The following is an 11,422-nucleotide window of genomic DNA, read 5'->3' as shown; positions in this document are numbered from 1 at the left end:
AAGGTTAAAAGGAAAAGATGAAAATTACGGTGAATGGTAATTTCATGAATAAAATTAGTTGTCTGCACAAATAATTAACAGACAAAATTTCGTGCAAATATAAGTGCCGAAAATTACTTACAATCAAGTGCAAAAATTTTTCTTGAAAAAACAGCAGAAAAAATCTTTAATAAAAAGATTAAATAATCATAAAGTACTAGTATTCAATTATTTAAAAGAAAATGGACTTTAAGTATTTCAAGAAAAAATTTTATAATTAGACGAAACAGAATACAGGCGTTTATGTCTGGAGCGCCTGAAAAGGCAGTCCAGGATCACAACTGAATACGCTTAGATTCAGCTGGTACGGAAGTAGGATGAGATTGGTTTCAGTCCGATCGGACTATTTTTTTCTGAAGGTATTTTTTTTGCCGAAGCTGGTGCTCCCACCATCTGGCTTCCGGCTTGCACTTGCTTTTTTGCCGCCAGATTTATCATAGCGGTCATTTGAAAATTTGCCCTTGGGAAGAGGGGCTGGTTTTTCAGGGCGGCCACTGCTCTCCCGGCCCTCATCACGCTGGAATTTGGTTTCGTTTACCATCAGCGGCACGCCATCTATCTCGCGGCCATGAAGGGAAGCTATTGCATCGAGGCCCTGCAAGCGGTCGGGCATCTTCACAAATCCGTACCCTTTGCTCTGCTTGGTGTCGTAATCAATCACGACGGTAGCCGAGGAAACTACGCCGTACTTCTCGAATATTTCCTGCAGTTCCCATTTTCTGAGGGCAAGGGGTAGGTTTCCGACGAAGATTTCCATGACTTTCGACTTTTGGGTGAGATGGGTGAATTCTGCAAAAGTAGTTTTTTTTAGCCTTACTCACCTTTTGCTGACAATTTCGTAGTTCCCCGAGCCTACGAATAGCACCAGATAGCCGTTTGCCTGGCTTTCCACCCTGATGTCGGGCGAAGCCAGCGCTTCCTGCCCGTCCACCACTACCTGGCCCGCTGAATCGGCCGGGACAAAAACTTCTGCTGTAGTATTGACAGGTACGCTTACATTCATGAGTATACCGTCGCTTGTTTTTTGCCAGGCAGACAGGATGGGCCCACTGACACTATGATAGCCGGCACGCAATCGGTTGATTCGGTCGGAGCCTGATTTGGGATCAATCTCGGGTCGGATTCGGAAATGCCGGTATCCGGGAGCGAGCTCCTGAATACCCGCCGCGTTACCGAACATCCACTCGCAGACCGCCCCGAATGAATAGTGGTTGAAAGAGTTCATGGCAGCGTTGTACCGGAATCCATCTTCTTTGGTGTAGCTATCCCAACGCTCCCAAATGGTCGTGGAACCGTTGGCGACCTCGAAGCCCCAGGAAGGAAATTCGGTGCTGAGAAACAAATCGTACGCCAGACCGGAATGGCCCGTGGCCGAGAGCGCCGGTAGGAGCGGCTTGGTACCCAGAAAACCCGTGGCCAGCTTACCGTCGTTCTGTCGAAGAAGTTCGGCCAGGTACTTGCCCATCTGCGGCATCGATTTGGGCGGCACGATGTCCATGTAGATGGCATTGGCATACGCCGTTTGGGTATGAGCCATGAAACCTAACTTTCCGTCCACGTAACCCGCCCCGTCGCCGTAGGGCAGCGTATCGGTTTTGAAGCGGCCGTTAGAAGCCTGATAGTGATCAAGTAGGGCTTTACGCACCTTCTGACCCATCTCCTGAAAACGCTTCTGGTCGTCGGACTCACCAATGGCCCCGGCCATTTCGGCCATCATATCGGCGCAGTAGGCAAAGTAGAAGGATGCCAGCATGTCGGGTGGCGTTTTTTTGCCAAAAGACAGCCAATCCCCGAATCCACCCTTCGGGCTGAGGTCTTTGAAGGTAGCCTCGGTAAAGAAGTAGGTACCGTTACTCCGCTTTTCCAGGAAATCCATGAAATGCCCCATATTTACCCACCCTTCCCTGATTAGCCGGGTGTCGCCGTAGCTGCGGTAAACCTGGTAGGGGCAAATGATGCCTGCCTCCATCCAGCCCGGCGAATACGTGTCCGTTTTGCGCAAGTTTGGGCGTGGGGCATAAAGTGGATAAGCGCCGTTCTCGTACTGTGCGTCGTTGAGGTCCACCGTCCATTTGGTAAAAAAAGCGGACACGTCGCGGTTAAAAGTCGCCGATTTGACGTACACATGGGCGTCGGCGGTCCAGCCCATGCGCTCGTCGCGCTGCGGACAGTCGGTCGGGATATCAATGTAGTTGGAGCGTTGCGTCCACTCGATGTTGCTGTACAACTGGTTGACCATCGCATTGTCGGTTTCGAAAGTACCCACCCTGGGCAGCTCTGAACCGATCACCAAACCCTCGATCGTTTCGGGCGCAGGTGCCGCCCGCAAGCCGCTTATTTCAATGTATTGAAAACCTTTGTAGGTAAATTTCGGCATCCATTCTTCGCCGTTTTTGTCGCCTTTGAGGATGTAAGTATCCGTAGCCCGCGCCATGCGCAGATTTTCGGTCATCAGCTGTCCGTCGGGAAACAATTTTTCACCGTAGCGCAACCGGATGGTATCCCCTGCCTTCCCCTGCACGCGCAGCCGGATGGTACCCGCAAAATTCTGGCCCATGTCCAATATGTACGAACCATCAGGACGCCGGGTCTGGCTTTGGACGGTCAGGGTTCCGGTGATTTGTACCGGAGGTGCCGGGTAAGTTTGTACCAGGCGACCGGGACGATCGGGATACACTTCGGCCTTCTGCCATTTCCTGTCGTCGAAGCCGGACTTTTGCCAACCGGGCCATTCCAGCCGGGCGTCGTAAGTCTCGCCATGCATCAGGTCTGACTCCAGCAACGCCCCGAAGCTGGCTTTCCAGTTTTTGTCCGTGGCGAATGTTTCGGTATGGCCGTCGGGGTACTCTACTTCCAGTTGCGCTTTCAGAAGGGGTACTTTGCCGTAAAAAGCCCGCACCACCGGATTCTTGACTAACAAAGCGTATCCCAGGTACCCTGCGTACCAACCGTACGACAGCTGAGAGGTCAGGACGTTGGTCCCGGATTTGATCTGGCTGGTTACGTCGTAGGTCTGGTAGTACACCCGGCGGTCGTAATCAGTCCAGCCGGGAGTCAGGAAGTCATTGCCTGTTTTGGTACCGTTGAGAGAGAATTCATACAGGCCAAGCGCCGTCACATAAAGTCGCGCCTTGCGGAAGCCAGGTTTGACTTTGATCTCTTTGCGTAAATAAGGCGCGGGCGGCAACTGGTATATTTTACCCTTGCCCAGAGTATCCGGGTCGAGGCCAATCCACTGGGCCCGCCACTCATTCTTATCCAAAAGTCCCATTTCCCAGTGAGCGACCTCACTCCACGCTCCCGGTTGGCCGGCTTTATCCCAACTGCGTACTTTCCAATAGCAGATCTGGCGAGACGTCAGGGTTTTTCCGGCGTAAACTACCTGCGCGGTGGCGCGGCTGTTTACTTTCTCAGAATTCCACAAGTCTGCGCTCGGCTCCGTCAGCTTTTCCGGCGAACTGGCTACCAGAATCTGGTAAGCCGATTGTATCTGGTTGCGCTCCGGCGAAGTCAATTCCCAACTCAGCCGAGGCGCAACCACATCCGTAACCGGGCTGACCTTGTACTCGGTGCGGAGGTAGTTGGCTACCAGATTTTGGGCAGAGCCCCTGTTCAATCCAAAAGTTAGAAGAAGGAGTGCAGCAACAAAATAGCGGAGCGTTTTCAAGGGAAATGGCTTTGGTAAAACAATACCAATAGGACGCACAAAATGCCCCAATCTACCCTATTTATTCAAGGTTAACGCTTTGAACCGCCGCGTCAGGTCGGTCAGTGACTGCTCCACGCCCATGCGCTCCAATGACGACGCCCCCACGAAACCATGCATATCCGTTTTGTCCAGAATTACCCGGACATCCTCCGGTGTATTGACGGGACCGCCGTGGGCCAGGAAGAAAATATCGGGATTTATTGCCTTTCCGGCATCCATGATCGCCTGACTGCGCTCGATGGCTTCGTCCATACTACAGGAGGCTTCAACCACCCCAATGGAACCGCCGACCGTCGTACCTACGTGAGCGATGATAGCGTCGGCACCGGCCTCGGCCATCTGCGCGGCTTCCTCGGGCTTGCCTACATAGACGATCGAAAACAGATCCATCTTCGAAGCCAGCCGCACCATTTCTACTTCTTTGTCAAAGCCCATTCCGGTTTCTTCAAGTACCTGACGGAAATGTCCGTCCACGATGGATTGGGTAGGAAAGTTATTAATACCGGAAAAGCCCATATCCCTTACTTTCAACAGATGGTGCCACATTCGGCGGCGCGGATCGGAGCCATACACACCGCAGATCACCGGAACTTCTTCCACAACCGGAAGTACTTCGTACTCGCCAATGGATAGTGCCTCGGCGTTGGCGTCGCCGTAGGCCATCATCCCCGCGGAAGAGCCGTGCCCCGCCATGCGGAAGCGTCCCGAGTTATAAATGATTATTAAATCGGCCCCTCCCTTCTCTATGAATTTGGCGCTGATTCCAGTTCCCGCTCCGGCGGCGATGATCGCTTTTTGCTGATTGATCGTGTTTTGCAAGCGATCTCTTACTTCCTGTCTGGTATAGGGGTTTCCCTTCCCCGTCCATTGATTTGGCATTTCTTGGTTTTGAATGAGTGAGTGAAAAATAATTTTCAAGGTAAAACAATGGCTGAATTTTAATGCATCACCTACCTTTCAAGTGCCTGCGTTGAATGTATTTTCTCTAAGAGTTTTTTTACCAAAATCTCAGAAAAGGCTTGGTCATTAATATGATAATCGGCTTCGATTACTTCCAGGCCGGGTTCGGCATTTTCCTTTATAGAGTTAAACAAGGCTCGGTTCACCTCTGGATTATGAAAAATATCCCCTTCGGCGTCAATTTGGGAGAGGCCTTTCAGGGGTAGTACAATACTGGCGTTTGCCCCTTCCAGCTTACTTCCTATTTCTTTTCCCAATACCCTATTCTCGGCAACATCGGTGCGCATGAGCGTCACGTTGGGTGCCCAACTGTACAGTTGCCGGTCGTGGTACTTCGGCGGCACGGTATCGGGCTCGGCGTAGTTGACCATGTCGAGGCACCCCGGCACCACTACCTGCGGCACGTCCGCTTCGGCTGCGGCGGTCAGGCGGGCAGGACCGGCGCTGCACACGCCCCGACAAAGTTCGTCGGCGAGTTCGGTGGTTGTCACGTCGAGAACTCCGGCGAAAACACCCTCCCTGATCAGCGCTTCCATCGTTGATCCCCCTACCCCATTAGCGTGGAAAGCCATTACCTCGTAGCCCGCTTTTTCAAGCAGACCGGTGCATTGGTTGACGCAGGCGGTCGTATTGCCGAACATACTAATGGCGATACTGCCACGGTGGGTAGTTTTCTCAGAACTTTGCAAATTCGCCATCGCGCAGATGGCTGCCGCCGCTTGTCCGATAATCGGCTGGATAATGCTGTTTAGTCCCGCGACATCTACCACCGACGGCATCAACGTAATATCTTTATAGCCCATCGGCCGGGACAAATCTTTGGCCGCTAAGGTAGTAATACAAAGCTTGGGAATCCCCAACGGAATGCCCTGCATGGCGGAGAGCGCTATAAAAGTACCGCCCCCCCCGCCCATGCTGATCGCGGCTTTCAGATGCCCCCCGGCCACGAGTTGCCCGATGATTCCAGCTGCTCCCGCGCCCATTTTTGCGACAGCCTCGCCCCGGTCATTAGCCTTTCTGATTTTTTCCAGCGTCGTACCCGCGGCTTTCGCAACGGCTTCCGCTTCAATATCCACGGGGAAAGCGCTGGTGCTTCCCATCGTACCGGTGTTCATGGTTACGACCCGCTCGCCTAGTTGCAGAATCTGGTCGCGGAGGTACTTAAATACTTCGCCTTTCGTATCAAAACAGCCAAGAATTAGTATATACGGACTTTCCACGCTTTATTTTTGGAGTAAAAAAGAAAGTAAGTATAAAATCGCATGATGGTAGATTTTACTCATATGTCAACGATCGATACCAGTGCCTTGCGGGAGGCGGTCATGCGAATTCACCCGCTGAATGACGAGGAAATGAGTGATTTTCTGGCGGTATGGACCCCCGTACCAGCCAAACGAAAGGAAATTCTGACGCAGGCAGGCAGCACGGAGACAAACCTGTACTTTATTCAGAAGGGGGTACAGCGATTATACTACTTGGACAATGAAGGCCGGGAAGCTACCCTCATGTTTTCTTATGCGCCCTCGTTTGGCGGGGTAATCGATTCGTATTTCACGCAGCAGCCATCGCGCTATTACTACGAAACCCTCACGGCATCGGCCATGCTCAGAATGTCGGCTCAGGACATTGACCGGCTGTTGTCAAAGTACCCCGCGATCGAAAAAATGATCAGGATCGGCATGAGCGGCATTGTTTCGGGCCTCATGGAGCGGATGGTGGAAATACAGGCATACTCGTCCGAAGAAAAATTCCGCGCCCTGCTCAGGCGCAGTCCGCACATCCTGCAGATTGTGCCGCACAAGTACCTGGCCAACTACCTGGGCATGGATGCTACCAATTTCAGTAAATTGCTCAACCGCGTCAGGATTTGAAATGATGGTAAATACCAAGATTTTTCTTGCAAGGCATGCCGACCTTTGAGAAACAAATCAAATTTATTCCCAAAGCTTCCAATCAATGAAAAATCAGGCACTTATTCAATGGATCGAACCGCTGGAAGAGGTAGTTGAAGCACACCTGCTGAAAGCGACCAGCGTTTATCAAAACTTGTCAGAGGAAGCGCTTTCGGCCAAACCTGACCACGATGGCTGGTCGGCGGCCCAATGCATCTATCACCTCAATACGTACAGCGATTTTTATCTGCCAAGAGCCCAGAAAGCGCTCAGTCGGGTGACTCCCAGGCATGATAACCGGGAGTTCAGGAGTGGCTTTCTGGGAAAGCTGTTGAAAAACACGATCAAACCCGAAAACAAATTAAAACTTAAAGCCTTGAAGGCACATCGGCCCGCCGCTGATGTAATAGGAGCAACAACCGTGGCACAATTCATTGAGCATCAAGAGCAGTGGCTTCGGCTGATAAGTGAAGTTGAAAGTGTCAACCAACTCGACGCGCGGGTTGAGTCTTCCATTTCTTTTTTGATTCGATTCAAACTGGGCGATGTGTTTGCCTTTATGAAAGCGCACGACGCTCGTCATCTGCAGCAAGCCGACAGGGTTTTAGCTACGCTCCCGGAGAAAGTGTAGACCAGAGCTACTTTTTTTCCATCATGGCTTTCAGCTCCTTCAAGTCTTGCATGGTGCCGTCTACAACGTAGTTCAGGTCGCTGTTGTTGAGCATCTCGTTGTCTGAAGCCAGCTTGCATTTGAAGTTGAACTTGAAAGGCAGATCATTTCCCTGAAAGAGAAGTTGACCGCCAGTTTTGAGCAACTCCCCCATATCAATGGTGAAAGGCACTTCATAGATTTGGCTGCTGTTCTTGCCAACTTTTGTACCACCGGAGCTGGTACCTCTCATGATATTGCCCTGCTCTCCGACGTCGAGCGAGTAACTGGGATTCTTGAATTCCAACGTAAACGGGTTTTTGTTGGTCACCTGCAGCCTGAGCAGTACTTCGGATTGGTTCAGCCGAAATTTTTCCAGATTAAAACCGACAACCTTAACCTCCGGCAAATGGTATACAAAGGCCCGCTTATCCATCGCCAAGCGGAGCGTGTCTTTACCCAAGAAAGGCTTTCTCAGGTGAAATACTCCTTCAAAATGGTAGTCGGCGCTGTCATTCCCCAGCTTATCCTGTTGATTGACTTCGGCGATGAGGTTTTTGAGGTTCAGCTGCGTGGCAATGTCCAGCGAACTGCTATCGCTAGCCTTCACTACAAACGCCTTAGCGTAGTTGTCTTCAAGAATGACCGTCTCATTCATGCGGACTGAATAGGCCATGTCTGCCACATCCAGCCCAACAGGGAGCGGGTTGTGCAGGAGCAAATTCAGCGCCACATCCAGGGTACTGTCCGTAATGGCCCCAATGCGGACTTCCGCCATTTCAAGCCGGGGCTTTAAGCCTGATTCAGGATTACCACTTTCTTTTTTGTAGAAATACCAACCTGCCGCGCCAAGTAGAACAAGTACGAATACGATTAAAAGGGTTTTAGCGGTTGTACTGAGATTCATGAATAGTATGGGTTATGATTTGACCTGCTTGGCGAACAGCAGTCTCTGAATTTTCTTTGACTTATAGGCCAACGGAATGATTCTTTATGCAATTCCGTAAACCTATAAAAGCCTAAGACCATGAAAAAGATCATTATTAACGTGCCAGACCATCAATTTACATCTTTCATGCAAATGATGAATACCCTTGATTTTGTTCAAATCGAAAATCAGGATCAATTGGAGAATTCGCTCACTGACGAGCAGAAAAAAGCCTGGGAGAATGTCAAGATGGAATTTAAGTCACAGGGACTTGTAGAGGATGACGAGGAGAAGACTCGCCCGGTTGAAGCTTTGCTGAATGGATTGGACTAAATTTTATGGATCAATAGCTAATTCGCGCAGAGTCCTGTTTTCAGCCTTTTGCTAATCTTGCTTCATAAATTAAAAGGCCGCCCAGTGTTCGATTATGCTGAACACTGGGCGGCCTTTTGGCTAGTAGATGCTTTTATAAGTTAATATTTTTATTCAGGAGATTTCCCGGAAGCGTGACGGTTGAAGTACTATCGACCTGCATCTGAAAGGTTTTGAAGACATTTTTATCAGCCTGGAACGTGCTGCTATCCCGTACTTGCAGGCGAGTGCTACCAAGATGGTTATCCGTGAGTGCTGCCACATAACCCCGCCCTTTTGAAATTATGCTGAGGTTATCAAAACCATTGTCCGATAAATGCATCCCGCTTCCTGATTGAACCACACTGAAATCTCCACCCGGCCAACCCGTGACCTTACTTACAATTCCTGTCGAGTTGATGCCCGACAGCTCGGGGGCCAGGATGTAAATTCCCACGCCCTGATTAAGAGCCTGGTAAACGTCATAATGGGGATTGTAGACTTCTCCTTTCTTGAAATTTACGTAAAGTGTATCAGAAACTACCTCCCATTTTACGGTAGGTTTGCCCGGATAATCCTCAAATTCCAGGCCTCTGATTTCGAACTGCTTGCCCGGCCGAATTTGGGTCAGGGTGAAGTTGCTTCCCCGAAGCTTTATGTATTTAAAAGGTTTTAAAGGCTCTTTGGAGTAGCCGTAATAAGGGTCGTTTCGGTCGATCCGCGCGAACTCCTTTTTGAGAGAGAGATCCACCCCGACCATAGCGATGAACAAAAAAGAAAGTAGCCCGAGAAGTAACAGATTACTGGTTTTCATAATGTTTTTTTAGGTAGTTGACGGATATTCGACTGCTACGAATTTGGCGTAGCGGGTTCGTAGATCTTCCAGGCTGATATTCAGCAAATACATGGTTTTAAAAAACTCGGGCAACTCGGTTTCCAGAAAACGCTCTCTCCGGTCGGCCTGAATGAGATCAATTGCATTTTCCGCCGCCGAATACCCAATGCCCCGCTGACTGGAAATGATATTTTTAGCCTGTAAAAATTCGTACGTGCGAACTACCGTATTCGGGTTCACCTCCAGTGAAGCGGCCAGATCGCGCACCGAAGGTATACGCTCCCCCGGCGGCCAGAAACCCAGTAAAATCTGCTCGCTGATGTAGTCCGCAATTTGAATATAGATAGATTGTTTCTCTTTAAATTCCATTTTTTGGATACTGGGTTAAACTTCTTTCTCCACCAACCGCACATAGGTAATATACCAGAGTGCCAGCATAATAATAATCGGTAATCCGCTGACGAAAAGTTGCATTGACTCCGGAAGATCAACGTTATAAAATGGCCCTGCGTCATTCAGGCGTATTCGCCAGGAACTGAAAGGCGTGGCGGAGAAGTAGGTAGATGAAGGCATCATGCTTTGGGCCATGTAGTTGTTGGCCGCCGCCCCCAAACCAGCTATGACGATAAATGTTGCGGCAGTTTTAATGTAAGCGGCTTTTGTAAAGTACATTGCGCCAAAAAATACCACACTCTGGATGACCATCGTCAATGTGATAACAGTGTTTATTACTGATCCGGGAAGCCTTTCGTATTTGTCTTCACCGGAAAGCAAATGATTGTTTGCATAATCTATTGTCCAGAAATGCAGCCCCCAAGCGAGCAATACGAAGGGCACAATAAATGCCAGATTTAATACCAGCGTACTCAGGAACTTTTCCAATCGGGAAGCGGGCACCATCAGGGCAGCGATGGTGGAGTTGGTTGTATCGTATTGTACGAAAACCTGAATTGTATAAAGGCTTCCGCCAAAAAGTACCAGTAACAGCAGGGCTAGGCTGTGAAGTTCGCTAAGCGAAGTGCGGTATTCCGTGCTGAACATAATCGGGAGCATCATAAGCAGCAATGCGCCGACCATGACCCCTGCCATCAACAACTGATTCCGCCCTTTTTCGGCAATTTCCAGTCTGGTCATCAGCAGGAAGCGTTGAAAATCGAAAGTCTGGTTCATATGGGTTGAATTGATTAGTCGGTTTTTAGTTTCTGCGAATTCTTTATTCCTCTCTCACCCAAACATCTCCTTTATTTTTCCCGGATTCTTCATCACCGCATTGAACAGCTGTTCCAGATCCACGCGGCTCTCTTCGCGTTCTGAATTCTCTGTCACCGCATTGTAGCCGTGCAGCGATGGCTCGGCGTAAAGTACCTGCGTGTCGTTTTCAAGTTGGCTTCTGGTTCCAAAGTACAGCCGTTCGGCCACTGCTTCCAGATTGTGCTGAATTACAATCTGGCTGTCATCCAGAATGATGATGTGGTCGATCAGGTTGTCGAGATCGCGTACCTGGTGGGTGGAGATCAGCATCAGGCGGTCGGGCCGCAGGGCGGTGGAAACAATTTTCCGAAACTGGCTTTTAGACGGAATATCCAGGCCGTTGGTCGGCTCGTCCATGATAAGTACCCTGGTGTTGGTGGCCAGTGCGAAAGCAATCAGGACTTTCTTCTTCTGGCCAAAGGACATGCCGGTCATTTTGTTGCCTTCCGGGATATCGAATTCAGTCAAATAACGCAGAAACTCCGATTCGTCGAAGCGGGGATAAAATGGCGCAAGCGTTCCGGCGTATTGGTCCACGGTCACCGACGGCAGGTAGATTTCCTCGGGCACGAAGAAAACATCCTGCAAAAAAGCGGGCTGCCGTTTCTTCGGCTCGTAGCCATTTACCTCGATACGGCCACCGAATGGATAAAGAAGTCCGGTCATCAGTCGAAGCAGACTCGACTTACCCGCCCCGTTTTTTCCCAGCAATCCGAAAATATGACCGGGCCGCAGATCGAGACTCAGGTTTTCGAAAAGTAACTTCCGCTTACTGTACCCAAAGGAAACATTATCCAGATGAATCATA

The 11,422-nt window shown here is 50.0% G+C and carries 12 protein-coding genes; 3 read left to right on the top strand and 9 right to left on the bottom strand.

The window, feature by feature from the left end:
• Positions 1-382: 382 nt before the first annotated feature.
• The 4 genes from IE117_RS10085 to IE117_RS10070 all read right to left on the bottom strand — a co-directional run bounded on the left by IE117_RS10085 (position 383) and on the right by IE117_RS10070 (position 5,928).
• The gene (locus IE117_RS10085; RefSeq protein ID WP_189564146.1) at positions 383-796 is read right to left on the bottom strand and encodes an RNA recognition motif domain-containing protein; all 414 of its coding nucleotides are present in this window, start codon (positions 794-796) and stop codon (positions 383-385) included.
• A 60-nt stretch (positions 797-856) separates the two neighbouring features.
• On the bottom strand, positions 857-3,706 hold the full coding sequence (locus tag IE117_RS10080; RefSeq protein ID WP_229580600.1) for a family 78 glycoside hydrolase catalytic domain: 2,850 nt from the start codon (positions 3,704-3,706) through the stop codon (positions 857-859).
• Positions 3,707-3,763: 57 nt separating this feature from the next.
• Positions 3,764-4,627 carry a phosphoenolpyruvate hydrolase family protein gene (locus tag IE117_RS10075; protein ID WP_189564145.1) on the bottom strand — a complete coding sequence of 288 codons (864 nt, stop codon included), beginning with the start codon at positions 4,625-4,627 and terminating at the stop codon, positions 3,764-3,766.
• Between the two features lie 71 nt (positions 4,628-4,698).
• Positions 4,699-5,928: a Tm-1-like ATP-binding domain-containing protein gene (locus tag IE117_RS10070; RefSeq protein WP_189564144.1), complete on the bottom strand. Its 1,230-nt coding sequence runs from the start codon at positions 5,926-5,928 to the stop codon at positions 4,699-4,701.
• A gap of 63 nt (positions 5,929-5,991) precedes the next feature.
• Here IE117_RS10070 and IE117_RS10065 point away from each other — a divergent pair, with 63 nt between their 5' ends.
• The gene (locus tag IE117_RS10065; RefSeq protein ID WP_189564143.1) at positions 5,992-6,579 is read left to right on the top strand and encodes a Crp/Fnr family transcriptional regulator; all 588 of its coding nucleotides are present in this window, start codon (positions 5,992-5,994) and stop codon (positions 6,577-6,579) included.
• Positions 6,580-6,664: 85 nt separating this feature from the next.
• Positions 6,665-7,231, top strand: coding sequence for a DinB family protein (locus IE117_RS10060; RefSeq protein ID WP_189564142.1), 567 nt, complete (start codon positions 6,665-6,667; stop codon positions 7,229-7,231).
• A 7-nt stretch (positions 7,232-7,238) separates the two neighbouring features.
• Here the strand turns inward: IE117_RS10060 and IE117_RS10055 are convergent, their stop codons facing one another.
• Positions 7,239-8,156 carry an LEA/WHy family protein gene (locus IE117_RS10055; protein WP_189564141.1) on the bottom strand — a complete coding sequence of 306 codons (918 nt, stop codon included), beginning with the start codon at positions 8,154-8,156 and terminating at the stop codon, positions 7,239-7,241.
• A gap of 120 nt (positions 8,157-8,276) precedes the next feature.
• Here IE117_RS10055 and IE117_RS10050 point away from each other — a divergent pair, with 120 nt between their 5' ends.
• A complete protein-coding gene (locus tag IE117_RS10050; protein WP_189564140.1) occupies positions 8,277-8,510 on the top strand; it encodes a hypothetical protein in 234 nt (77 codons plus the stop codon).
• A gap of 133 nt (positions 8,511-8,643) precedes the next feature.
• Here IE117_RS10050 and IE117_RS10045 read toward each other — a convergent pair whose 3' ends face one another.
• The 4 genes from IE117_RS10045 to IE117_RS10030 are packed head-to-tail and all read right to left on the bottom strand — an operon-like array spanning position 8,644 to position 11,421.
• On the bottom strand, positions 8,644-9,342 hold the full coding sequence (locus IE117_RS10045) for a hypothetical protein (RefSeq protein WP_189564139.1): 699 nt from the start codon (positions 9,340-9,342) through the stop codon (positions 8,644-8,646).
• A 9-nt stretch (positions 9,343-9,351) separates the two neighbouring features.
• The gene (locus tag IE117_RS10040) at positions 9,352-9,732 is read right to left on the bottom strand and encodes a GntR family transcriptional regulator (protein WP_189564138.1); all 381 of its coding nucleotides are present in this window, start codon (positions 9,730-9,732) and stop codon (positions 9,352-9,354) included.
• Positions 9,733-9,747: 15 nt separating this feature from the next.
• A complete protein-coding gene (locus IE117_RS10035; RefSeq protein WP_189564137.1) occupies positions 9,748-10,533 on the bottom strand; it encodes a hypothetical protein in 786 nt (261 codons plus the stop codon).
• Between the two features lie 54 nt (positions 10,534-10,587).
• Positions 10,588-11,421, bottom strand: a complete 834-nt coding sequence (locus tag IE117_RS10030; RefSeq protein WP_189564136.1) for an ABC transporter ATP-binding protein — start codon at positions 11,419-11,421, stop codon at positions 10,588-10,590.
• Between the last annotated feature and the right edge of the window lies 1 nt (position 11,422).

It is taken from the genome of Persicitalea jodogahamensis (genome assembly GCF_014651615.1).
GTDB classification, from domain to species: domain Bacteria; phylum Bacteroidota; class Bacteroidia; order Cytophagales; family Spirosomataceae; genus Persicitalea; species Persicitalea jodogahamensis.
Note: the sequence above shows the minus strand (reverse complement) of the source record. Positions and strands in the feature narration are given on the sequence as shown.